Genomic DNA, 25,301 nt, shown 5'->3' on the forward strand with positions numbered 1-25,301 from the left:
CTATGCAGAAGAAAAAGAAAATAGAGCTATACTCCCGCAATGCAGAGCGGTTATTATTGTTATGCACAACCGTACTGGTTGCCGTGATGGCCTTGATGTATTATACTAATATCAAGGCTGACCTTCGGGAGACTGAAGAAGGCTATGCAAAAGGCAGCATCCTTAATTTGTCTGCGCCCGTGTCTTCCGAATCCTTACGGAAATTGTTAGAAAAGGGTGGTTATTTCACCGATGCCAACTATATCCGTTTCATTACAGGCAGCCTGAAAGCGCAAGTGGATGAGGAAGGAACGTTGCCCAACCTGGGCGCGCTGAATAAAGAGCCGATGCTTTTGGAGGCCACTGCTTTTTTGAAAACAGGCAGTGAGTCCGGCAAGCTGCGGTTTATCAACTCGCTGGCCCACCTGGGCATGGATTCAGCGCTGTATGCGCAAGAGCAATCAGCGCCGGTAGATTATCCTTCCGAAGTAGAAACCGGCCTGGTAGCAGACGGCATCAGCATCGAAGGAAATATCAGCTATAAGGACGATGAAGGAAAGAAGGACGGTGTATTGATCAGGTTGACGCGCCTCTTCCCGGATGCTTATTTTGATACGCTGCCGGCTGATAAATCCTCTATAGCTACTGAGTTTTACGCAAGAACCGATGAGGACGGGTCCTATGAATTTTCGGAGCTCGATCCCCAAGGCAACTATAGCGTTCGCGCCATCAGGCCCGGCTTTAATTTTGGACCTGCTAAAGGAAGTGCCCGTATTGGAGGCAGCCGGACGTTTAACTTTCTCGGGAAGCCGCACCAGCTGCGGATCCTGGACGCTGTTGAATACAGGCAGATCAAGAATGATAAGATACTGACAGTAAGAACACCCGAAGCTTTTCAAAAGGAATTTCTGGTCTGCATGGTGCTGTTTGTATTAGGTTTCTGGTTATTGCACGTGGCGCTTTACCTGAAAAATTATCGCAGCGATCAATTCATACTTCCATTGATCATGTTCATCACCGGCATCGGTACGATGGTTTTATACAGTGTGCAGGATCCGCTGCGTGACGAGGTTTATGGCTCGGGCATGGCGCGCTATATTGCAGCCGTATTACTGGTGTTCTCCGTATTGGTGTTTGTTTTCAAATCCAATCCCGTCAACAGGTTTTATCATTCGGGCTGGTTTGATCCCGTTTATCGATGGCTTCCTTTCACCAACAAGCTGAAAGCGCCCAGGGGCTATACCTGGTTGCTGGCATCTATTGGCCTGATGCTATTATTAGCCGTGTTCGGGACAGGCCCCGAGGGAAGCGGCGTGAAGGTCAATTTGTTTGGCCTGCAGGTCAGCGAGCTGTCCAAATACCTGATGGTCGTATTCTTTGCCACTTATTTTACTGTAAATGCCGGCTATTTCCGGAATATACCTGATAACCGATGGCTCACGAAGAACAACCTGATGATGTTTGCCCTCTTTCTTTTTCTACTGGCGATCTATGCCATGTTGGGGGATCTTGGGCCGGCCGTAGTGCTTTGTCTTACCTTTTTGTTCTTCTATGCCTTCGCGAAAGAAGAGTTTCTGCAGATGATCCTGGCAGCGCTTATTTTTGGCGTGTTGCTGTTAGTGACCGGGAAATTTATAAACAGCCCCGAGCATAATTACCTTCCCTGGTTAGCGCTCATAGCTTGTATATCGACCTTTGCTTACGCGTTTTTTAAGAAGCGTTATGAGTCCGTATTCTTTGTAGTGCTCGTTATTTCATCCTTTATACTGCTGGCAGCATTGCCTTTTCAATTCACACAGCGACTGGCCGACAGGAATGGCATGTTTGCCAACATGTGGGAAAATAAGTTGGTGGGTGGTGACCAGGTAGCGCAAGGCGTATGGTCACTAAATACCGGTGGTATCATGGGGCAGGGGCTGGGGCGAGGTATGTCAGATGTTATGCCTGCGCACCATACTGACATGATCCTTCAGAGCATTGGCGAAGAGCTGGGCCTGTTAACCCTGGTTTGTTTGTTCTTTGCTTTCGGATTGCTGGTATACCGTTGTATTCTTGCTGCGCGGAGAACCGGCAAGCCTTTCATGTTCTACCTCATGGCCGGTGTTGCCATTGCCACGATGCTGCAGTTGGTGCTGATCGCGGCCGGGACGTTGGGACTATTGCCCCTGACAGGAATATCAGTGCCTTTTCTTAGTAAAGGGAATGCCGGAATCATTGTGACGATGATCGCCTTCCTGATGGTGCTGGTCATGTCCAATGAAAGGGGTGAGGCAATAGAGATGGAATATGTAAAAAAACATTTTGATAATGTCAACACCTACGCCATCCTTACGTTTTTCCTCGCTGTCCTGATCTTTACAGGAAGCCTGGTCTGGTACCAGGTGAAATCCAATGAATACATTGTAAAACCATCGCTGGTGCTGAACCGGCAGGGTGCGTGGCAATACAGCTATAATCCCAGGATCGGCATCCTGCTCCGCGAGATAAAAGCCGGGAACATCTATGACAAGAATGGCGTTCTGCTGGCTACTTCTCAAAAATCCACATTTGAAAAGAACCGGGCGAAGCTGATCAACCTGGGCGCCAATGCATCGTTGTATAAAGAGCAATTGTCCCGCGGGCAGGACCGGTATTACCCTTTTGGCTCCGACCTGTTGTTCTGGCTGGGTGATTATAACAAAGAAATCGCCAGAGCCGAGAGCGCCGGCTACGCCGCTGAGTTTCGCCATTTCACCACCTTGCGCGGTTTCAACGTGACCTACACTACTACGGAACGCACGACGGACCGCTACAGAGAGCAAAAGTTTCTTCCCGAAATTACCACGGAGAATGAATTGACACGCTATGATTACAGCGCGCTGGCTCCCTTTATCAAAGCCGGTAAAGACAGCGAACTGATCGAGCAACAGAATAAAAAACAAAAAGACATCTGGTTGTCGCTCGATGTGTTGATGAATGAAAAGATCAATGCCATCGTCCAATCACAAGCGCCTTATAAGAACTTTCGGACTTCAGTAGTGGCCGTCAATTCGAAAACAGGAGATGTGCTGGCATCAGCGTCCAATCCGTCGCCCTCTTATAAAGACCAGAAGCTGATCAGTAATATAGATGGCGATGACTACCGGAACATTTACCGGCAGATCTTCCAGGACCGGACCGTGGTGCCGCAGGACCTGGGCATTACGTACACCTCCCGTCCCGGCTCCACGGTAAAGATCATTGATGCCTACGCGGCCTTTAATCAATACGGGTTGGGAGCTGCTAACTTCAGTTTCTTTGTATATCCGGCCGAAGCGATCCGCGCCGATGAACCTTCCAATGAAAATGTAGATATGCGCAAGGCCATTGTTCGCTCCAGCAACGTGTACTTTATCAAGCTGGTGAATGAGAAGAAGCTGCAATCCCCGCTGTTCCGGATGTATGACCTGTTGGGTATGAATATCATTAATCGCGGTGGTTTCAATTTCAAAAGACCTGAGGACTATAATAGCGAAAAATATTTCAAGGAATGGGATGCCTTTGCGGATATTCGCCGCAACCTGTATTACACAAAAAATAAGCGACTTGTTAATACCCGGAGGAGATTCCAAACCAATTATTCCAACCTGGCCTGGGGACAGGGAGAACTAATGGCGACACCGCTGCACCTCGCAAAAATGAGCGCAGCGATCGCTAATAAAGATTCTTTGCAGCCTTCCCGTTTTTTATACAAGACGTGGAACCAGCCGGCGCAGAAGGAAGCGGCTATTGCTATTACCAGCCATGCCGGTGCTTCGCAGCTCATGTCGGGTTATCTGAAAGAGCAGTCCGCGGGTGTAGCGGCAGCCAGTGGCCTGGAAGTGCATGGCAAGACCGGCAGTCCCGAACGGGATAAGCTGATTCGTGAAAAAGGAAAGACCGTGCGCAAGCGCGTAACTGACGCGTGGTATACGTTTTATGTGCCGTCGCCTAAGCTCGGCGCGCCGGTGGCTTTCGCGATACGGATTGAGGAGATCGGCAACTCGGAACACGCCAAGCAGCTGGCGATCACCATGCTGAAGCAGTTAAAAGCGGCGGGATATTTTTAAAGAGCTGAAGTTGTGTGATAGTGGTTTAAGGTTGTTTAATAAATGGTTGAATATTGTTTAATGATGGTTTAATGTGGTTGAATGTGAATGTTTATTAAACTATACTCAACTACGTTCAACAACCGTTCAACTTAAATCCGATTGTAACAATTTTAAATGAGGCATTAGATGAATGGTTGAATATTGTTTAATGATGGTTTAATGTGGTTGAATGTGAATGTTTATTAAACTATACTCAACTACGTTCAACAACTGTTCAACTTAAATCCGATTGTAACAATTTTAAATGAGGCATTAAATGAGTGGTTGAATATTGTTGAATCATGGTTTATGGTTGTTGAATGTGAATGTTTATTAAACTATACTCAACTACGTTCAACAACTGTTCAACTTAAATCCGATTGTAACAATTTTAAATGAGGCATTAAATGAGTGGTTGAATATTGTTGAATCATGGTTTATGGTTGTTGAATGTGAATGTTTATTAAACTATACTCAACAACTGTTCAACCTTATTAAACCATATTCAACTACCGTTCAACTTTAATTCAACCTATTAATATGAATTGGTTAAAAAAGAAAATACAGCAATTATCAGATAAACTGAATGCCGATGAGGCGCCTTCAGAAGAAGCGCCTGTATCAGAGCGGCAGCATGAGCAAGGGCCCAGCAATGCCCGCCAAAAACTAACGTCGAAGCTCGAGAATATTGAGGAGTTGAAAGAGGTAGCTATTGGCGCCATCGGCAACCGCGTGAAGATGTTAAGTCATGGCAATAGCCGCGTGTCGGGATTGGTGTTTCATTCCCGTTTTGCTGACAGCTCGGTGGAAAATGTAGCGTTGAAAGCATTGACCGGAGACGCTGATTTCCTGAAGCAGATCAAGCGGACTTTCAAATCTAAAAGTATCGATTATAAGGAAGACCTTTCTGTTGAGGTGCTGCACGAGTCTCCGCTGGCCGATAAAGTAACCCGGATCACCGACGGCATTGGGGTGGAGGTACTAACGCCCGGTGAAACATTGCGCAAGATCAAAGCCCGGGTTATCGCGACAGAAGGCATTACCTGGGAACCCGAATATACACTGGAGCCGACGGGCAAAACTTATTTCATCGGCCGGTGCAAGGATCCCAAGATTGATAACGGGCCTAAGATCCATAACGATATTGCCTTTATCGGTGTGGAAGAAAAAGAGGAGGAAGCGTATAAGATTAACAATTATATCAGCCGCTCGCATGCGCTGATTGTCTTCGACAAGGACCTCGGCGCATTTAAAATATACCGGTCCAAATTTTTGAACAATCCATCTCACAAGATAAAAATATACAACACCAGCAATAATGATTATGCCGGTGTCAGTCTCAATCAATCAGCCGTGCCGCATGTGTTGAAAGACGGTGACTCGATATGCTTTAATGATAAGATCGTACTCGAGTTCCAGGTGATTCAGCAGGAAGCAGCGACCTAATCCCGCATTGTATTGGCGCAGGCATGAAACAGGTCACACCTGCGGTCTTGTCTTTTTTATATTGATTGTGTGAAATAACAGCATTATGACAGAATTAGCCACTTCATATGATATTTTGAAAGTATTGGGCCATGGCGGTTTTTCTGCCGTTTTCAAAGCCCGCAGGAAAGCGGACGGCGATATTGTGGCACTGAAACAACTCGATCTTACGATCGAAAATGAAGCCGAAAAAGCCTATCAGGATTTTAAGGAGGAAGTGGACATCCTGAAGAAGCTGGATCATCCCAATATCGTCAATGTTTATGAAGAGCTCATTATCGATCACAAGCCATCGTTGGAGATGGAATTCATAGATGGTGAAACGCTTGAAGCGATCCTTAAAAAGGAAAAGTTCTTTTCGATCGAAGATACACTGGACCTGATCGAACAGATTGCGGGCGCTCTCAACTATTGCCACCATTACTATTTACCAGGGTATAGCAACCCCGGCGATGACTCCGTATTTCGCAGGAGAAATGCGGTGATCCATAATGATATCAATCCGAAAAATATCATCCGTACAAAGAATGCAGACGGTACGAACCGGTATGTGCTCATTGATTTCGGGTTATCTTTTTCAGATCCCGATGCCGTGCGTCATAGCAAGAAGGAAGAGGGAATGGCGGAATACAAATCTCCTGAAAAATGGAGCGGTAGTATGATCGACGCACCGTCAGATATTTACAGCCTGGGGATCGTTATCTACGAATTGCTGACGGGCACGGTGCCGTTTCCCGTGAAGGATTACAAAACGACGGGCGAAATGATCGAGCTGGAAGAGAAACATAAAACGGCTGCCATTCCTGATATGTGTGAAAAGCGGATCCATATGCTGCTCACGCATGTGGCGGGCAGTCGCGACGAATGCGACATACCCGAGTGGCTGGAGCTGCTGGTTAAAAAATGCCTCGAGAAAGATCCGCAAAACCGGTTCAAAACCGGGCGTGAGCTTAGCCAGTTTTATTATGACGGTATTGAAGGCAATGTGCAGATCCCGGTGGCGGATGAACCACCGCTCCGTATTATTGACATTGATCCCATGTCAGGTGATAATGTTCTTCCGGGCGTTGCCTACCTGGAAGTGGTTCCTAATTTTCTAACCGAAGCGCAGCGCCGGGTATTGGACCAGGACCTGGTTGTGATCGGTCGTAAAAGTGAGGGTAGCGGCAACGAGGTGGCGGATTTTGCGATCGACACAGCAGACAAATTTATTTCGAAGAATCATTGCCAGATCACGAGACGGCAGCTGGAGACCGGGAAATACCTCTATCAACTGGGCGATAACGGACCCAGCAAAAACGGTACTTTTTATAATACGGATAAAAACACGCAGCGGTTACAACCGCATGTGAGAGTAAACCTGAAAGACGGAGATTATTTCTGGGTGGGTAATACGAAGATTATTTTTCATGAGTAGTGCCGGGAACGGAACCTCACAGGTTTCAAAACCTGTGAGGTCTTTCGGCTCAGGATATTTTTCTTCTCCGGTTATACAGCGGCAGCGAGATCAGGCTCAATCCGCCCACGATGAGTACCACTGCCACCTGCACGAGCCAGAGCAACCAGCCCAAAGCGAGGCCCAGACCGGCGTTTAGCTCATATAAGGTCATGGTCTTTTGTACTAAAAACGCGTAAGCTCCAACGCCTCCGGGCGTGGCGATCATGCCCAGGCTGCCCGCACAAAGAACGGTGACTGCTTCTGCCCAGCCGAAATGCCGCGTTTCCTCAATCATTAAGAATCCGATATAAACGCTCAAAGTATACAGTCCCCAAATGATGACGCTGTATAAAATGAATGTCCACGGGCGTTTCAGGGACCGGATCGAAGCAAAGCCCTGCCAGATATGGAATAAGATCTTTTTAAACAGGCCGGTAAGATCCGACCATTTTTTCCGGGTGATCACCATCCAAAGCCACACGATGATCATCAGGCCCAGCAATCCCAATCCGGCAAACATCAGCAGGTTGCCGCGGTCTGCAGCGGCCTTCGATGGAAAGAATGTGTCGAGAATATGTTGATACAGGTCGGGTTGGGATAACAATGCCAGCACGAATAACAGGCCGAGGCAGAGGGCGTCTACCAATCGTTCCAGTATTACGGTGCCTACCAGTTTATCGAGCGGAATTTTTTCGTAGCGTGTTAAGGTACTGCAACGCAATACTTCACCCAGCCTGGGCAGAGCCTGGTTGGCCAGATAGCCGACCATCACAGCAAAAAATGTATTGGCGCGGGAAGGCCGGTGGCCCAATGGTTCAATGATGAGCCGCCACCTCAGGGCGCGGACCCAGTGGCTCGCAAGTAATACGATCAGTCCGGGAATCACCAGGCCGAAGTCAGCTTTGGCTAATGCCGCTGAAATATACTGCCGGTCTTCCGCTGTCAGGCCTTTCAAAGACCACCAGACCAGAAAGACGCCCAGCCCCAAAAAAAACGTATACTGCAATATGGTTGCTGCTTTTTTGGGCATGAAGTTGACAGGAAGAGGATTTACAGTTGGTTGCCGGTTTTAGGGAAAATGACCTTTGGCTGATGTTTTTTGGCTTCCTCAAAGTCCATGATTGCATAAGAGATGATCACGATGATATCTCCGGCCATTCCCTTACGGGCTGCGGGTCCGTTCAGACAAATGGTTCCGCTGCCCCGTTTACCACGGATCACGTAGGTTTCCAGGCGTTCGCCGTTGTTCACGTTCACCACCTGAACTTTTTCATTCTCAATGATGCCGGCAGCATCCATCAGATCTTCATCTATCGTGATACTACCCATATAATCCAGGTTAGCCTCGGTGAGGGTAACACGATGGATCTTGGATTTTAAAACTTCTATTTGCATAGCGGCGCAAAGGTAATTATTTAATAACAGACTCTATAAATAACACTATTTATCCCAAAAAGTTATTGTTGGGGTGCTCAAGCCGGTCCCGGACGAAAATGTCCGTCAGTTTCAGGCAGTTCAAAGAGCGATTACTTAATTTTATCTTATAATTTGACGATTGCGACTGTCCATCAATCGCTTTGCGAAGGTTTTATAGTTCATTTGTGTAATTTTAGGCGTCTTTAAAATATTGTACGTTTGATACATATTTAATAAAATACCATGCGCCCACCCGTTTAGATTATGTAAATTGCGGGCACAAAACAGGTTAGTATTTAGTTATGAAGAAGTTTTTTTTATTGGCAGGATTTGTTTTTGCATCAGGACTAGCTATCGCGCAAAGCGGAAAAATTGTAGCAACAAAATCAGGTAGAGGAGCGACGATTGTGCATGAAGTGCAGCCGAAAGAAGGCTTGTATTCCATTGCCCGCTTATATAAAGTAGATATCGGCGATTTGGCTGCTGCCAACAAGCTGGAGAAAAATGCAGGCCTGAATATTGGCCAGAAATTGAAGATTCCCCTTCAGTCACTCGAGCAAACCCGGTTTGGCACAGGAGCTCCGGTCTATTATGTGATAGAAGGAAAGGAAAACCTGAATGCGGTAAGCAACCGGTTCAACAAAATGCCGGTAAAAAATATCATGATCTGGAACGATCTGAAAGAGGGACAAAATGTGAAGAAGGGGCAGGAGATTATCGTAGGCTATCTTCCTAAAGGCGTAGGCGATGAAGTGGCTACTGCTACGGCCGATCAGCCAAAAGAAACATCAAAAAGCACGAGGAATAGTGCTACTCAGGGTACGATCACCGGCACCAACATCAATATCCGCAAAGGCCCATCTACCGACCAGGATGTGGTGGGTGTTGCCCAGGAAAACGATATCGTCGACATTGTGAAGAAAGTCAACAGCGAGTGGACTTCCATAAGAACCAAAGACGGTACTGAAGGTTTTATCGCTTCTCAGTTTGTACAAGCCGGCACTCAAAAAGCCGAATCCAAAAAAGAGGTGGCACTGAAGACCGCTACGATCACGGGTACTAATATTAATATTCGTAAAGGTCCGTCGACAGACCAGGACGTAGTAGGCGTCGCACAGCTGGATGAAGTGGTGACCGTCCTGAAGAGCAATAGCGAATGGACTCAGATCCGCACCAAAGAGGGCAACGAAGGCTTTATAGCTTCGCAATTCGTACAAGCCGATGGTAAGAAGGTGGCGACACCGAAGAAGGAGGTGGATTTAAAAACGGCGATCATTTCAGGTACTAATATCAATATTCGTAAAGGCCCTTCAACCGATCAGGATGTGGTGGGCGTAGCGCAGCAGGACGAAGTGGTGACCGTGTTGAAAAACAGCGGCGAATGGACCCAGATCCGGACCAAGGACGGCAACGAAGGATATATTGCTTCTCAATTTGTAGAAACTGCCGACAAAAGGGAAGCAGTGAAGAAAGCGGTATCTACCAAAGCGGCAAAAGTATATGGTTCTAATATCAATATCCGCAAAGGTCCATCTACCGACCAGGAAGTCGTAGGTATTGCGCAGCAGGATGAGGTGTTGACCTTCGTTAAAAAAGTGGATAGTGAATGGTCTGAAATACGCATGGGAGAAGGATCTCAAGGGTTTATTGCCTCAAAATTTTTGTCAGTAGACGGTCAGCCTTCGCTGGCTCAGTTAGAATCCGAAAAACAGGCGGCGGAAGCTGCGGCACAGGAAAGCGCGGCGGCTGTGGCAGCGAGGAAGCAGGAAGAAGCGGACAAAGCAGCTGCCTTGGTGGCTGAAAAGATAACGGCGAAAAATGAGAACGAATCCAGCGCGGCGCCTGACGAAACCGGATATTTTAAAAAGGACTATGAAAGATCAGTGAATCCGAATTTTACATCGGAGAAAACATTTGCTTCCGGGATTTTTAAAACCGACAGGGGCTGGAACGATGGTAAATACTACCTGTTGATGGATGACGTGGCACCAGGAACTTTAGTCAAGATTACCAATCCGGCTAATAATAAAATGGTCTATGCCAAAGTGCTCGGTAAGATGAAAGGCGTACAATACAGCGAAGGGTTTGATGTGCGGATCAGCGAGGCAGCGGCCAGGAAACTCGAAACTGAGAACATTGATAAGTTTAGTGTAAAAGTCATTTATTAAGAGCCGGCATTTTCTTCATCGGCTTTCTAAACCAGCGCAGGTTATGGACAGAAGTCGTTTAGTGGCAAAGAGACTCCGGGAGGTATACCTCGACGGACGATGGATTGCCAACACCAATTATAAAGAACAGCTTCTCGCTACCGATTACCGGCAGGCCATTCAAAAAGTCGGTAGTCTGAATACCATTGCTGCGCTTACGTTTCATATCAACTACTATCTCGACGGTTTATTACGGGCCTTTGAAACCGGCAAGCTCGATATCCATGATTCGCTGAGCTTTCATATGCCCGCATTGAGCTCGGAAGAACAGTGGCATAAACTGGTGAGTGATCTTTGCAGCAATGCAGAACAATTGATCCGCCTGGTTGAGTCTATGGACGACGAGAAATGGGAAGCGCCTTTTATAGATCCTCAGTACGGAAGCGTTCAGCGAAATATTGAAAGCGTGATTGAACACAGCTATTATCACCTGGGTCAGATCGTGTTGATACGGAAGCTGATCCAGACCGATATATAGCCGTTAATATACAATTTTATACATCACCAATTTCCTTCCATGAAAGAACGCTGGTTTGTTCATTAATGACGGTTGATGTATCACCACCATATATCAATATGCCGGTCGGAGAGAGCGGATTGTTTTTTTGCCAGAATTTCAAACCTGTAAACATCGCAGAGGTGATCTTTTTGGCTGACTTGATTTCGATTGCAATAGGTTGACCATCTTTTTCATAAACAAGGTCTATCTCATTGCCGGCGCTGTCCCGGAAGTAGTACATTCCTTCTGCTATTCCTTTATTGAAACTATTTTTCTTTATTTCAGTGATGATCCAGTTTTCGAAAAGCGCTCCATATGCATTATGCTTTTTGAGGTTGGTTATATTGCTGATGCCGAGTAAACTGCACAATAAACCTGTATCATAAAAGTACAGTTTCGGGCTTTTAAGGATGCGTTTATTTAGATTATTATACCAGGGTTGCAGTAAGAAAATAATGTAGCTGCTTTCCAGCACCCCCAGCCAGGAAAGAATGGTTTTCGTATCAACACCCACTTGTTTTGCCAATTCATCCCGGTTCACGATCTGTCCTGCGTAATTGGCGCATAAGTAAAGAAATCGATTAAATGCAGCCAGGTTATTGATGTTTTTCAAAAGACGCACATCCCGCTGTACATAGGTTTGTATATAGCTGTTCATCCATATTTGAGGTTTTAATTTTTCCTGCCATATCTCCGGATAACCACCTGTCAATATATGTTTCGCGATATTGTCTTCATTGAGCTTTGCGTTTTGTAGCTCGTCGTAACTTAAAGGAAGCAGGGAAATATACCCGGCGCGTCCTGCCAGCGACTGGGAAATTTGTTCTTGCAGTAAAAAGTTATTAGAACCGGTTAGCACAAACTGTCCACGCCGGGTGTTTTTATCCAGGAGTATTTGAAGATATCGAAGCAGATCGGGCACTCGCTGCACTTCATCCAGTATGGCGCCCTGCTTATAACGATTGAGAAAAGCAGCAACGTTCTTCAAAGCCTCATTTTGCACCAAGGGGTTTTCAAAGTTAATGTAGGCCTTATCCGGACAAAGTAATTTACTTAACGTAGTCTTTCCACTTTGTCTCGGACCCGTTACACATAACGCCCTGAATTGTGACAGAGATTCTTTAGCGGCGGAAACAATGCTTCTTGAAATCATGAAATTCCATTTTTGCAAAAATATGCAAAAATGGAGTGAATTCCAGATTTGCAAAAAATTGCAAAAATGGAGTCTGCTCCAGATTTGTAAAAGTTAAAAACGATAGCCTCTTAGGAAATCTGCTACGCCCATTCTTTTTTTACCTTCCAATTGAATATCCAGCAGGTCGAGATAGGCATCGGCACAGGCTAAACGAAGAAATGTTTTTTGATCGGTGTCAAATGTACCGGGCGCAGTCACTGGCTCGCCCCCGGCTTTTGAAGCGCGAAATATCTTCAGTTTTTTTCCATTGAAATGTGTAAAGGCAGCAGGGTAGGGCGACAAACCTCTCACCAGGTTGTAAACCTCATCCACCGGCTTGTTCGCGTCGATCAGGCAGGTCTCTGTAAAGATCTTGGGCGCATGACGCAGGGTTTCATTGGTAGAGATCAGTTGTGGCATCTCTTTTAACTCACCGCTGGCAAGTCCTTTCACCGTCTCCACGAGCAAGTCTGCGCCGATGTGCATCATCTTATCATGAACGGTTCCGGCCGTGTCGTCCTCGAGTATGGGAAATCCTTTCTGCATGAGGATATCACCTGTATCTATTTCGTGCTTCAGCTTAAAGGTGGTCACGCCCGTCTCTTTCTCTCCATTGATAATGGCCCAATTGATAGGGGCTGCACCGCGGTAGCGTGGCAACAATGAGCCATGTAGGTTAATAGTGCCCATCGGTGGCATATTCCAAACGATTTCCGGCAACATGCGAAAGGCTACGCAGATTTGCAGATCGGCCTCCAATGCCTTCAGTTGAGCAATGAATGAGGGATCTCTCAGTTTTTCCGGTTGGAGCACAGGAAGGTCTTTGCCCGATGCATATTTTTTTACGGCACTTTGCTGCAGTTCCATTCCGCGCCCGGCTGGTTTATCAGGCGCTGTGATTACCGCCACGATATGGCAGCCTGCCTTTACCAGGGCGTCGAGACTGGCCACGGCAAACTCGGGGGTGCCCATATAAATAATTCTTAAACTTTTGTAATTACCCTCGCTCATATGCGCGAATATCGCATCCTTTTATGAGAAAAATTAGGCTGGAAGTTAAAAAAGGCTACCTTCGGCTTAGCAGATACGAGCTGATATGCCTCCGGTCACTTTTCATCGCAGTTTTGTGAGAAGTTGTTTCCGGAAACCTGATGCAACGGCCCCGGCATCGATCGCATAATAGAGGGGCGGGCAACAGCGTGGTATCATTATACATATTCACTAATATCAAATTGAAAACAATGCAACAAGTAAAAAAAGGCGATAAGGTAAAAGTACATTATCACGGAAAACTGACTACCGGCGAAACCTTTGATAGCTCAGAGGGCCGCGACCCGCTTGAGTTTGAAGTAGGAAGTGGTATGGTGATCAAAGGCTTTGACGATGGCGTTACCGGAATGGCGGTTGGTGAAAAGAAAACGATCAACATCCCGGTAGATGAAGCGTACGGACCTCAGAATCCTGACATGCTTATTGATATGCCGAAAGACCGTTTCCCGGAAGATATGCAGCTGGAAGTAGGAATGCCCCTGGTGATGAGCGATCCCAGCGGACAGCAATTCCAGGTAGTAGTGGTAGAGATCAAAGAAGATGCGGTGACCCTCGATGGCAACCATCCGCTGGCTGGCAAGGACCTGGTATTTGACCTGGAACTGGTGAGCATCGACGGAGGAAGCCCGTTAATTATCACTCCTTAACAGCAATGACAAAAAAATAAAATGAACCTCAGGGTGTGAACGAATCATACTTTGAGGTTTTTTTATAGATCGATAATAATCAGAACAGTGTGCTCCGGTCACCGTAAATTTGCAGGGAACCTGAAAAATACGAATTTAAACTATTAGGAATGACCAGTGATTATGATTATAGTGTTGCGAAGCGCTTTTTGAAGTACGTAACCATCGATACGCAAAGCGATCCTCACTCCACCAGCTTCCCATCCACCGGGAAGCAAAAAGATCTCAGCCGGCTGCTGGTGGACGAGTTACAAGCCCTGGGTGTGGCGGATGCTCATCTCGATGAGTATGGATATGTATACGCAACGATCCCTGCTACCTCGTCCAAAAATGTACCGGTGATTTGTTTTTGCAGCCATGTAGACACATCGTCCGATTGCTCGGGAACAGGCGTGGTGCCGATCGTCCATGAAAATTATGATGGAAAAGATATCGTATTGCCCGACGATCCTACACAGGTTATTTCCGTTCGTCAGCATTCCTATCTTAAAAAGAAGATCGGAGAAGATATTATCACTGCCTCCGGTACTACTTTGTTGGGTGCAGATGATAAGGCAGGCGTAGCTATCATTATGGACCTGGCGCAGTTCCTGATGACCCATCCTGATATCCCGCATGGAGACATCAGGATATTATTTACACCTGACGAGGAGATAGGCCACGGCGTCGATCATGTCGATATGAAAAAGCTGGGTGCCTCTTTTGGCTATACGCTCGATGGCGGTAAGCGCGGCACTTATACAGACGAGACCTTCAGTGCCAACGGCGTCACCGTTACGTTTCATGGTATCAGCGCGCATCCGGGTTACGCCAAGGGGAAACTGGTTAATGCCTTAAAAGTGGCCGGTACTTTCCTGGACCTGCTGCCAAAGGATACTTTCAGCCCTGAAACGACTGAAAAAAGAGAAGGGTTTGTACATCCCGTGCAGGTAGAAGGAACTGTGGAAAAAGCGGTGGTAGAGTTTATCGTCCGGGATTTCGATACTTCGACATTAGCATTACATGAAAAGCGGCTCGAACAGTTTGCCAAACAAGCGACGGGTCGTTATGAAGGCGCTTCTTATACATTTGAAAGCCGGGAACAATACCGGAATATGAAAGACGTGCTGAAAGATCATCCGCACATTGGCGAGTATGTGAAAGAAGCCATGAGCCGTGCCGATGTGGTCTTTAAGCCCGACAGCGCAAGGGGAGGTACCGATGGATCGCGCCTTTCGTTTATGGGCTTGCCCTGCCCTGATATTTTCACCGGAGAAATGGCCTTTCACGGAAAGCATGAATATGTAAGTGTTCAGGACATGCAGAAATCTGTTGACGTGCTGATACACCTGGTGCAGGTTTGGGAAGAGAAGAGTGAGTAAGCTCCGCCTGACCGGCAACCGTTCGCAATCAAGATTTTTTCCGATTATATTAATACAAAACTGAAACATTATGGAATTTCTAAGCTATTGGTGGGTGTTGGTCATCCTCATCATTGTTTTTAGCGGACTCTTTACGATCAACCAGGGATACATTGGTGTGATCACCATGTTTGGTAAATACCAGCGCATCGCCCGGCCGGGCCTGCGTTTCAAGATTCCTCTCATCGAACAGTTATTCAAAAGAGTGTCTACCCAAAACCGCTCGGTAGAGCTGGAATTTCAGGCGGTGACCCAGGATCAGGCTAACGTTTACTTTAAGGCGATGTTATTGTACGCCGTGCAAAATGAAGATGAAGGTACGATCAAGAAGGTCGCTTTTAAATTTATCAGCGACAGGGACCTGATGCAGGCGCTTATCAAAACGATTGAAGGTAATGTGCGTTCTTTCGTAGCCACCAAGAAACAGGCGGAAGTGTTGGGCTTGCGCCGCGAGATTGTGCAATACGTAAAGGTCGAGATCGATCAAACGCTGGAGGAGTGGGGCTTCCACCTGCAGGACCTGCAGATCAATGATATTACTTTTGATAAGATGATCCTGGACTCGATGAGTAAAGTGGTGGCGAGTAATAACCTGAAGGCGGCAGCTGAGAACGAGGGCCAGGCTTTGCTGATCACCAAAACAAAATCTGCTGAAGCAGAAGGAAACGCGATAAAGATCAGTGCGGAGGCCGAAAGGGAAGCTGCCAAGCTTCGCGGGCAGGGTATTGCCTTATTCAGGGAAGAAGTGGCAAAGGGGATGTCGTCTGCGGCTACGGAGCTGAGACAAGCCAACCTGGATACGAATTTTATTCTCTTTAGCATGTGGACGGAAGCCATCAAGAATTTTGCGGAATATGGAAAAGGCAATGTCATTTTCCTCGATGGCAGCACGGAAGGAATGGAAAAAACGATGAAGCAATTTCAGGGGTTGATGATGCGTCCGGCCGGCACCGGGGATGATGATAATAAGTTTCAAAAATCCTGAAATTAAATAGCGTTTGAATAAAATTTTTTAGTAGCTTTGCCACCCCAATAAACGGGACGCCCGGGTGGCGAAATTGGTAGACGCACCGTCTTCAGGTGGCGGCGCCGCGAGGTGTGCTGGTTCGAATCCAGTCCCGGGCACAAAGCCCCGCAATTTGCGGGGCTTTTTTATGCGTGAAACTTAATGCAGATAAGGCTTTTGGAGAGGGAGTCGGATTTTTCATTCCCTTTAATTAGATGTTGTCAGCAGGATTTGTTTATTATTCCAAGAACAGTTCTTTTTTAATAACCAATTCTTAATAAGCTTAAATCCTCATTTATGCGAATCAGAAACTATATAGTACTCATTGCTTTAATAATCTTGTCTTCATGCTCATGTAGCGGAAAATCAAAAATTCAGGATGATCCAGGAAATAAAGCAGCTTTAAACGAGATTAAGGGTGAACCGAGAGTAAAAGATGCTCACATAACGGATGCCGGTGTTTTGTATGCCAGTGTAGAAGATGATGGGACAAACCGCAACGGTTATGCAGAATACCTCTGTCAGCTTTTAAGGGAAAGTGGAGCTAGCGCAAACAGAGTAAAGGTTGTTAAGGTAAACTCTTCAAACGACCCAAATCGCGACAATGCATATGGTATTTTATTGGGAGAAGCATTCTGCAAATGATAGGGTAAGTTCGCAAACCTGTGTCTCACCTCAATAAGCTTGTTGCCATTGGCGTTGTTGCCTTCCCACTCAAAACAACATGCCTGAGATTCGCCGGTAAGAAACGTAAATAAGCTAAAGCCGCGAAAACAGATCATTGAGAATTTAGCTATCTCTTGTTTTTTGCAAACAATCTTACTTTTATTTGTTTGATGTTTCATTTACTTTTGATGAACAGACGGAATGCTGCATCTAAACAGGTTCTGTCTTCGCCCGAGCTTTGAACATATTTTCAATACCTATTGAGTAGCAATTTTAATGAAGAAAAGAATTCTAAACCAGCACCTTTTACTGATATTCATCAGTCTGGCCAGCCTCTGCGCCACTTCGCAGGCGCAGAATGCAGACAGTCTTTTTAAAGTGGCCCGCGATGCTGCTTTTGAGCGCAAGGATTATGAAACGGCAATACGTCTCTCGAGAGCTATCCTGGATATCAACCCCGGGTATACCGACGCCGTTATTTTTTTGGCCAGGGCTTATACATGGAATAAGCAGGCAGACAGCGCACGCTTCTATTTCAATGAGGCCCTGCGGCAACAACCCGAATCAGAAGATGTTTTTGTAGGCTTTTCCGACATGGAATATTGGTCCGGAAATTATGAATCAGCTCTTTCTGTTGTTAACAATGGCCTGCAGGTGCAACCAGCATCGGAGGCTTTATTGCTTCGCAAGGCGCGAATTCTTAATGCCCGGAAGGAATATGCAGAAGCGATTCCGGTGGTCGACTCCTTGTTGCGGATCAACCGAAAAAATGCGGAAGCCCGCCGGCTCGCTGTTCAGATTCAGGATCATGTTGCCCGCAACGGGATAGGCATTCGATATGACTATATTTATTTTGACAAGCAATTTCCCGACCCCTGGCATCTCGCTACGTTGGATTATACCAGGAACACCAACGCCGGTCCGTTTACGGCCAGGGTCAACTATGCAAGCCGGTTTAATAGTAACGGCGTGCAATACGAGCTGGAATCGTATCCGCGGTTTTCAAAAACGTTTTATGGCTATTTAAACCTCGGTTACTCAGATAACGAACGTATTTTCCCGAGGTGGAAAGCCGGCGCATCCCTGTTTGCCAACCTTCCTCTGGCATTTGAAGCAGAACTGGGTGTACGGTACCTTTATTTCAACAGGGATGTGTTTATGTACACGGTGTATGGCGGCAAATATTACAATAGCTTTCTATTTGGAGCCAGGGCTTTTTTAACGCCTCAAACCAGCACTATAACTCAATCTTACAGTGTTCTCGCCCGTTATTACTTTGGAGGGGCCAATGATTACCTGGGTATTCAATTGGGTTCCGGTTTATCACCCGATGATGCCAGGAGTAACGTTCAGTTAAACAGCGATTTTAAGATGCGCAATTATAATGGCGAGATCAACGGCCGCTATTCCATACAGCGATTGAATATTATCACGGCTAATGTCTCCTTGATGAACCAGGAATATTTGCCGGGGCAGACGGGCAACCAATGGCAATTCGGATTGGGATACATCCGACGGTTTTAATTTTTTTTAGGTGTTGCAGCGCCAAATCCCTGTCGGGTCATCTCTCCCCAGCCTTTCTTCTTGCGTAAATAATCGATATATCCTTTGACAGCGGCCCACACAACGAATGGGTGAAATACAAAGGGCTCGGTAAGGGCCACGAGAAGCAGCTTCATCATATCAGTGCGACGCCTGTACATGTTATAGGTGGTCGCTTCCATGTAAGCGGCGAAGGCTGAATACAGGTAGCCAAAGGAAATGATAAAGGCAAGCAATGCCAGGAACATATGCCAGTTGATCAGTTGAAAGACGACCATGAGAACGAAGGCCAACAGGCCAAAGGCTTCAATCAACGGCGCCATCATTTCAAAGAAAAACCAATAAGGATAACTTAACATGCCCAGCAAACCATAGCGGGGGTTGAAGAACATAATCTTGTGAAACCTCAGCGTCTCAATCGTTCCCCGGGTCCAACGGTTGCGCTGACGTCCTAATATTTTGGTATTAGCCGGCGCCTCGGTCCAGCAGAGCGGATCGGGTATATAGGCCACTTTGTAGCGTTGTCTGCTTTCTTCCATATACCTTCTCATGCGCACCACCAGCTCCATGTCTTCGCCTACTGTATTGTGATTATAACCACCGGCCTTAATGGCAATATCTTTATCAAATGCGCCAAATGCTCCGGATATCAGCATCAGCCCATTAACGCGGGCCCAGGCCATTCGTCCGAGGATGAACGCCCGGATATATTCCAGCGATTGCAATCGAGCCCAATAGTTGCGGGGAAGATTTACCTTGATCAGTCTGCCGTCTTTAATGATGCAGGAATTTGCAATACGGACCACACCGCCGGTTGCGATTATTTTGGCGTCCGTTTCTTCTAAAAAAGGCTTGATCATCTTTAGGATAGCGTCTTGTTCCAATATACAATCCACATCAATACAAACGATGTAGTTATTAGCCGATACGTTGATGCCCACATTGAGTGCATCAGCTTTGCCGCCATTTATTTTATCGATTACTACCAGCTTTTTGTAAGCAGGATTGCGGCTTTTATAAATACCCCTGATCTCTTTAGTCGGTATTTTATATTGTACATGATGAGGAATTTTTTCCAGATGATAGGCTTCTGTCAGCTTTTGAAGACTGTCATCTTTGCTGCCATCGTTGATAATGATCACTTCAAGGTTACTGTAATAAAGTGATAGCAGTGACCGCACATTTTCTACTATGTTGGCACCTTCATTATAAGCCGGAGCCAGAATACTCACGGAAGGCGCGTGAGGAGAGGAGGCGAGCAGGCGATAATCTGTAATATCATTTTTGTGCATATACTCACGGGTGGCCCCTATGGAGTATAAACCGATCCATATGTTGAACGACAACAATACTGCGGCGTAAATGAATATGCCATAGGTTAAAATCATCGTTAAAATGTCCCAGAAGCTCATCATGCTGATTCATACTTAATTTGACGGGCCAGAGACAGGATGGTGTCATTTGTTTGTCCCATTTGCTCCAAAAGCGCTACATGCCGCTTGTTAATGGCCACCATCGCTCTTCCGGCTTCGAGTTTGAGGGAGTCATCCGTTTCTTCCAGTCGTTGTTTAAGAAATGCAATATCGTCATCAGATCCATTGATGCCGATCTGTCTTAATATTTCGAGTTGATTGACCACCGGCTCGTGAGGGTATTGATGCTGTAACAATTGCAGCGTATGATCGCCGGCGATGCTGCCCAGCGTTTTTATAGCCTGGTGTCTTATTTTAGGGTCTTCGTTGCCGAGACAATGTACGGCTTCGTCATGAACCTTAAATTGCTGGTAGACCTCTGAAAGTCTGAGCGCAAAAAGTACCACGTAATTATTTGGTGACTGAAGCCACGAAGGGAGATGAGGCATTTCCTCACTATTGAATGTATCCAATTGGTCCAGCAATTTGAGCTGTTGCCATTCGTGCAGCGGGTAGGTCAGCGAGTTGAGGAATATCAATCCCTTAAATCCATCCAATCCCACGATGGCAGTCTGTGCCTCCATCCTCACGAACTCATTGCTGCTATTGGTGTAATCAAGTATATCGGAAAGAGAGTTCCGCTGCTGCATCATGTAAAGCTCATAGATGCCTCTTGCGCGCAGATGCCATCGTCGACTTTTCATTCTGATCTCGGAATCTTTTTTCAGACCCATATCTTCATATAAACCGACAACGCTATCGGACAGATGGCCCGCTATGCTCTTTTTAAAGTTGATCAGAGTGTCGGTCAGGAACTGCCGGATATACTTTTTCTTAAAGTGCGTTGAAAAATCGGGCAATACGGCAAAAGGTGCTGATTCTTCGCCTGTAAGCGCTTCATTGATCCAATCGTTTAATTGATCTGTGATCTTGCTCTTTACCTGGTGCCGCTTTTTCTTGATGTAAAGAAAAAGGTAGATCATGCTTACCAAAAAGATGGTAAGCGCAGCAAAAATTGCAGCACCGAAATACAGATGATCCGGGGAGAGAAAGCGAAAAAAAGTTCCGCCATTCATAGGCTATGATTAGTGAGTTAACTGCTTCTTTATCCGAATGCTAAGTTCGTTCAGGCTAAAGGGTTTAGTGATATAATCATCTGCTCCCAGGGCGAAGGCTTCCTGTACAATTTTTTCCTGTCCCATGCTGGAGAATACAATCACTTTAACTTGTTTTTCGGGCAGTGTCTTCACGGCGTTAACCACTTCCAGGCCCGATACGTACGGTAGCATAACGTCTGTAAGCACCAGGTCGGGTAATTCGGACGACAGCTTCTCCAATCCTTCTTTGCCATCATTGCAACAGATCATTTCGAAGCCCTCTCTTTTTAATTTAGACGCTACTGCTCTCTGAATTAAGGCATCGTCCTCTATCAATAAAACTTTTCCCATGTTTAAGAGGGTTTTAATCAGGTAAAATATTCTATCTTTTATACCTTTGCTAAGGTACAACAGAATAAATGATTATAACCTGCGAAAAGGCATAATAATGCTATCTGATTATATTCAGTTTATCTGATCATTTAATTTTGAGAAAAGAAAAGCCCGCTAATGCCGATCGATATCGTTAAAAAGAATAATGTAACTATCATTAATGAATCCGCATCACCGACCATTGTATTCGCTCATGGTTTTGGTACCGATCAAACAGCCTGGGACGGGGTGTCCGCTGCGTTTTCCGACCACTACCGTTTGATCAGGTATGACAATGTTGGTGCCGGTCAATCTGATCCCGCGGCGTTCAGCCCTAATAAATACAATACGCTGCATTCCTATACCAATGATCTTGTCGATATATGTAAAAGCCTGGATCTGAAAGATGCTATTATGGTGGGCCACTCGGTAAGTGGTATGATCAGCTTACTGGCTTCATTGAGAGATCCTTCCATGTTCAAAAAGATGGTCATGGTAGGTGCATCACCAAGATACCTGAATGATGAAGGGTATATCGGCGGGTTCACCCAGGAAGCATTGGATCAGTTGTATGCAGCTATGGCCAATAACTATTACGCATGGGTGAGTGGCTTTGCGCCGATGGTGATGGAAAATCATGATCAGCCTGAGCTGGCTGAGAGCTTTGCCCGTACGCTGGCGGCTGTCCGGCCCGACATTGCACAGTCCGTCGCCCGGGTCATCTTTCAGTCTGATCATAGGAGGGATCTATCCAGCGTATCCACCGAAACGCTTCTGCTGCAGACACAACATGACAATGCCGTGCCCTGGGAGGTCGCCCTATATCTGAATCAACATATTAAGAGTAGTACTTTGATCAAAATAGATGCCGAGGGCCACTTTCCCCATATCAGCGCTCCTGATGAAATTATCAGAGAAATCAAAAATTTTATAGCATAATTACTGTGGATCCCGCAACAATCGACTGGCAAAAACAGGCACTTGATTTTTTACTCAGTTTATATAAGGTAAAAGATGAAAAGGACATCGCTTTGATCCGCGAAAAGATCACTGAAAGCTTACATAAACATACGCTTGCAAACGCCGCAGCCCTGGTCAGGCTCGAAGACGCAATAACCGCCAGGGTTCTTTATTCCACGATGCCTGTCTCCGAATTTTTCGATGCCGGATATGCGCAGCTGGTCATAGAAGCAGGTGACATAAAAGTAGAAGACGATCCCAACGTCAATTTATTCGCGGGTACCAATATTATATTCCCCGTGAGCCGCGATACACTGGCCGGAGTTTTTGTCATCGCGACCGACGTTCCTGTGGATGAAGCTTACAAAACCTTTTTACATCAGGCGTGGGAAGGCCTGAAGGGCATGACCATGCTGGTGCAGACCTATTATTCGTTCGAACATCTTTCTGCCCGGTTCAACGCGATATTGAGCGCGGTTGATGAGGCTATTTTATTTGTCGATAACAGCGGGCAAAACGGCTGGGTCAACATCGCGGCGTCTCAGTTGTTGCATATCCATCCTGGACCCAATACTTCACTGGCAATTTCCCGGGCGATGCAACAGTGGAGAATGACGGCGGTTAACGCAAAGGAGATAGAGCAGGAAGCAGCAAGGCTGTTTCAAAAGCCCGATGGCTCTGTTAAAGGCTGGAAATGGATATTCGGGGATCCGGTATCCAAAGTGCTGGATGTGTCCTGCGTGCCCGTGGTATCCAACAACATCAGGGGCAGGTTGTGGGTGTTCGCAGATATTACACCGATGTATGCAGCTTCGGAGCAACTTAAAATGCTTAATGCTGAGCTTGATAAGAAGCGGCAGTTAGCAGACGAGCAGAATCAGGCGAAGTCCGCTTTTCTCGCAAACATGAGCCACGAAATAAGAACGCCTATGAATGGCGTGATAGGTATGACCAGCCTGCTGGCGCTGACGCCACTGGATGCAGAGCAAAAAGATTATGTAGACACCATCCGGGTGAGCGGCGAATCTTTACTGTCCATCATCAACGATATCCTCGACTTTTCTAAAATAGAGTCCGGAAAAATCGAGCTGGAGGCGGAGCCGTTCAGATTAAGAGTAGCGATCGAGGAAGCCTACGATCTGATGAGCGTAAAGGCCAATGAGAAAGGGCTCGATCTTCTTTATTATATGGAACCTGATGTTCCTTCAGAAATTATAGGTGATCCGACAAGGTTCCGGCAGATCTTATTGAATCTGATCTCTAACGGCATCAAATTTACGCAACAGGGAGAGATTGAAATAACAGTGCAAAAGATAGCGCTGACAGACGGTATATATACGTTGCAATTTACAGTCAAGGATACCGGCATCGGTATTCCGCGCGAGAAGTTCCATAAACTGTTTGATAGCTTTTCACAAGTCGATTCTTCCACGACGCGCAAGTATGGCGGCACAGGTTTGGGTCTGGCTATCTCCCAGCGTCTCGTGTTGTTAATGGGAGGTTCGATACGCCTCGAGAGTGAAGAAAATAAAGGATCGGCTTTTATTTTTACTATCCAGGTGCCTGCCAACACGACGGTTACACAATTCAGGGCCGAAGAAAAAACCTCTTCAGGTACTTTGCACGGCAAGAAGGTCCTGATACTGGATGACAACGAAACCAACCTCAAGATATTGAGCAAGCAGTGCAGCCTGTGGGGTATGACTGCTACAGCGGTTAACGATTATAACAAAGGTTTGAGTCTTGTGAAGAGTCAACATTTTGATGTGGCGATCATTGATCTGCTGATGCCGGAAGTAAACGGAGTCGAAGTGGGAAGATTGATTCGCCGGCATGATCAAACGTTGCCGCTTATTCTTTTCAGTTCCGCTGGTCATCTGCCTGCAGACGCAGACTTTAAAGAACTATTTCGTGCTGTAATCAATAAACCGGCGAAGCATGATCACATAAAAGACGTGTTGCTTCAGATATGGAGTGGAAGCCATCGCGGTGAGGAATTGCAGAAAAGTGCTGAGCCCACGCACCAGGCATTGCCCATCCGTATTCTTGTGGCCGAAGACGATTTTATCAATCAGAAATTTATCATCCGTGCAATGAAAAAGCTGGGTTACTCGATTGACCTGGCTGAGAACGGCAGGGAGGCGGTGCAAAAAGCCGCTGAAACAGCGTACCAATTGATCTTTATGGATGTGATGATGCCGGAGATGGACGGGTATGAAGCCACTAAGTTGATCCTGGAACATCATGCCGGCGGCCCGCGACCGATCATTATCGGTCTCACTGCAAACGCATTGATGGGCGACAGGGAAAAGCTGTTGCAGGCAGGGATGGACGACTATTTGAGTAAGCCTTACAAAATCCAGGATATCGAAAATCTGATCAAACGCTGGGCGGACCAACTAGACAGCAGACATCCCGTAGAAACGACTGCTTATAAGCATATCGACCTGGACTATATATTGGAACTGGGCGGCGGTGACGACGAATTTTTAAGTGAAATCATAGAAAGCTATCTTGAAACAGTGGGCCCCAATATCCGCCAGCTTCGGGATGCCGTGGCAGCCGGTGATCATGAATCCATCACTTTCCTGTCTCACAAACTGAAAGGATCTTTTCGTTTCATCGGATGCGCCGGTCCCGGCAATATGATGGAAGAAATAGAAAACAGCGATAGTAGGAAAGACATTATGCGTGTTAAAGAACTGGTTACGTTGGTGGAAGGAGCATATGCTGCGACGGAAGAGGAATTGAAGCAGGTGTTAAAGGAGCTTCTCGATCGTTCCTCATAATAATTTACCAGGCCAAGTATTTTTGTATTAAAACT

Annotated in this window: 19 protein-coding genes and 1 tRNA gene; 13 read left to right on the top strand and 7 right to left on the bottom strand. The window is 46.3% G+C overall.

Features of this window, described 5'->3' with window-relative positions; genetic code table 11:
• The first annotated feature begins 2 nt into the window (after positions 1-2).
• From ACU37H_RS00370 to ACU37H_RS00380, 3 genes are all read left to right on the top strand, one after another.
• Positions 3-4,046: an FtsW/RodA/SpoVE family cell cycle protein gene (locus tag ACU37H_RS00370; RefSeq protein WP_472706507.1), complete on the top strand. Its 4,044-nt coding sequence runs from the start codon at positions 3-5 to the stop codon at positions 4,044-4,046.
• A 561-nt stretch (positions 4,047-4,607) separates the two neighbouring features.
• Positions 4,608-5,513: a hypothetical protein gene (locus ACU37H_RS00375; protein ID WP_472702366.1), complete on the top strand. Its 906-nt coding sequence runs from the start codon at positions 4,608-4,610 to the stop codon at positions 5,511-5,513.
• An 85-nt stretch (positions 5,514-5,598) separates the two neighbouring features.
• On the top strand, positions 5,599-6,969 hold the full coding sequence (locus ACU37H_RS00380) for a protein kinase domain-containing protein (RefSeq protein ID WP_472702367.1): 1,371 nt from the start codon (positions 5,599-5,601) through the stop codon (positions 6,967-6,969).
• A 49-nt stretch (positions 6,970-7,018) separates the two neighbouring features.
• Here ACU37H_RS00380 and ACU37H_RS00385 read toward each other — a convergent pair whose 3' ends face one another.
• Positions 7,019-7,996, bottom strand: a complete 978-nt coding sequence (locus ACU37H_RS00385; protein ID WP_472702368.1) for a lysylphosphatidylglycerol synthase transmembrane domain-containing protein — start codon at positions 7,994-7,996, stop codon at positions 7,019-7,021.
• 44 nt (positions 7,997-8,040) lie between these two features.
• Positions 8,041-8,385 carry an aspartate 1-decarboxylase gene (gene panD / locus ACU37H_RS00390; protein WP_472702369.1) on the bottom strand — a complete coding sequence of 115 codons (345 nt, stop codon included), beginning with the start codon at positions 8,383-8,385 and terminating at the stop codon, positions 8,041-8,043.
• 323 nt (positions 8,386-8,708) lie between these two features.
• Here panD and ACU37H_RS00395 point away from each other — a divergent pair, with 323 nt between their 5' ends.
• Both ACU37H_RS00395 and ACU37H_RS00400 read left to right on the top strand, forming a co-directional pair.
• Positions 8,709-10,574, top strand: coding sequence for an SH3 domain-containing protein (locus ACU37H_RS00395; RefSeq protein WP_472702371.1), 1,866 nt, complete (start codon positions 8,709-8,711; stop codon positions 10,572-10,574).
• A gap of 43 nt (positions 10,575-10,617) precedes the next feature.
• Positions 10,618-11,091, top strand: a complete 474-nt coding sequence (locus tag ACU37H_RS00400; protein ID WP_472702372.1) for a DinB family protein — start codon at positions 10,618-10,620, stop codon at positions 11,089-11,091.
• Between the two features lie 16 nt (positions 11,092-11,107).
• On the opposite strand, the gene ACU37H_RS00405 is transcribed toward ACU37H_RS00400, so the two are convergent.
• Together ACU37H_RS00405 and fmt are read right to left on the bottom strand one after the other, a co-directional pair.
• Positions 11,108-12,265, bottom strand: coding sequence for an ATP-binding protein (locus ACU37H_RS00405; protein ID WP_472702373.1), 1,158 nt, complete (start codon positions 12,263-12,265; stop codon positions 11,108-11,110).
• A 93-nt stretch (positions 12,266-12,358) separates the two neighbouring features.
• Positions 12,359-13,297, bottom strand: coding sequence for a methionyl-tRNA formyltransferase (gene fmt / locus ACU37H_RS00410; protein ID WP_472702374.1), 939 nt, complete (start codon positions 13,295-13,297; stop codon positions 12,359-12,361).
• Between the two features lie 230 nt (positions 13,298-13,527).
• Between fmt and ACU37H_RS00415 the strand changes: the two genes are divergently transcribed.
• The 6 genes from ACU37H_RS00415 (at position 13,528) to ACU37H_RS00440 (ending at position 18,618) form a co-directional block, all read left to right on the top strand.
• The gene (locus tag ACU37H_RS00415; RefSeq protein ID WP_472702375.1) at positions 13,528-13,983 is read left to right on the top strand and encodes an FKBP-type peptidyl-prolyl cis-trans isomerase; all 456 of its coding nucleotides are present in this window, start codon (positions 13,528-13,530) and stop codon (positions 13,981-13,983) included.
• Between the two features lie 149 nt (positions 13,984-14,132).
• Entirely contained in the window at positions 14,133-15,383 is a 1,251-nt protein-coding gene (gene pepT / locus ACU37H_RS00420; RefSeq protein ID WP_472702376.1) for a peptidase T, read from the top strand.
• A gap of 70 nt (positions 15,384-15,453) precedes the next feature.
• A complete protein-coding gene (locus ACU37H_RS00425; protein ID WP_472702377.1) occupies positions 15,454-16,407 on the top strand; it encodes an SPFH domain-containing protein in 954 nt (317 codons plus the stop codon).
• A 58-nt stretch (positions 16,408-16,465) separates the two neighbouring features.
• Positions 16,466-16,547 (top strand) — tRNA-Leu (locus ACU37H_RS00430).
• Between the two features lie 178 nt (positions 16,548-16,725).
• Positions 16,726-17,073, top strand: a complete 348-nt coding sequence (locus ACU37H_RS00435) for a hypothetical protein (RefSeq protein WP_472702378.1) — start codon at positions 16,726-16,728, stop codon at positions 17,071-17,073.
• A gap of 297 nt (positions 17,074-17,370) precedes the next feature.
• Complete coding sequence (locus tag ACU37H_RS00440) at positions 17,371-18,618, top strand: YaiO family outer membrane beta-barrel protein (RefSeq protein WP_472702379.1); 1,248 nt, start codon at positions 17,371-17,373, stop codon at positions 18,616-18,618.
• Here ACU37H_RS00440 and ACU37H_RS00445 read toward each other — a convergent pair.
• The 3 genes from ACU37H_RS00445 to ACU37H_RS00455 form a co-directional block, all read right to left on the bottom strand.
• On the bottom strand, positions 18,615-20,051 hold the full coding sequence (locus ACU37H_RS00445) for a glycosyltransferase family 2 protein (protein ID WP_472702380.1): 1,437 nt from the start codon (positions 20,049-20,051) through the stop codon (positions 18,615-18,617). The genes ACU37H_RS00440 and ACU37H_RS00445 overlap by 4 nt on opposite strands.
• On the bottom strand, positions 20,048-21,031 hold the full coding sequence (locus ACU37H_RS00450; protein ID WP_472702381.1) for a HEAT repeat domain-containing protein: 984 nt from the start codon (positions 21,029-21,031) through the stop codon (positions 20,048-20,050). Before ACU37H_RS00450 ends, ACU37H_RS00445 begins: the two co-directional genes overlap by 4 nt.
• Positions 21,032-21,133: 102 nt before the next feature.
• Positions 21,134-21,496 (bottom strand): response regulator transcription factor, encoded by a 363-nt coding sequence (locus ACU37H_RS00455; RefSeq protein WP_472702382.1) that lies wholly within the window; start codon positions 21,494-21,496, stop codon positions 21,134-21,136.
• Positions 21,497-21,655: 159 nt separating this feature from the next.
• Here ACU37H_RS00455 and ACU37H_RS00460 point away from each other — a divergent pair, with 159 nt between their 5' ends.
• Both ACU37H_RS00460 and ACU37H_RS00465 read left to right on the top strand, forming a co-directional pair.
• Entirely contained in the window at positions 21,656-22,456 is an 801-nt protein-coding gene (locus ACU37H_RS00460; RefSeq protein WP_472702383.1) for an alpha/beta fold hydrolase, read from the top strand.
• Between the two features lie 5 nt (positions 22,457-22,461).
• A complete protein-coding gene (locus tag ACU37H_RS00465) occupies positions 22,462-25,266 on the top strand; it encodes a hybrid sensor histidine kinase/response regulator (RefSeq protein ID WP_472702384.1) in 2,805 nt (934 codons plus the stop codon).
• The last annotated feature ends 35 nt before the right edge of the window (positions 25,267-25,301 follow it).

The sequence above is a fragment of the Niabella sp. ZPM-14 genome, assembly GCF_055693045.2.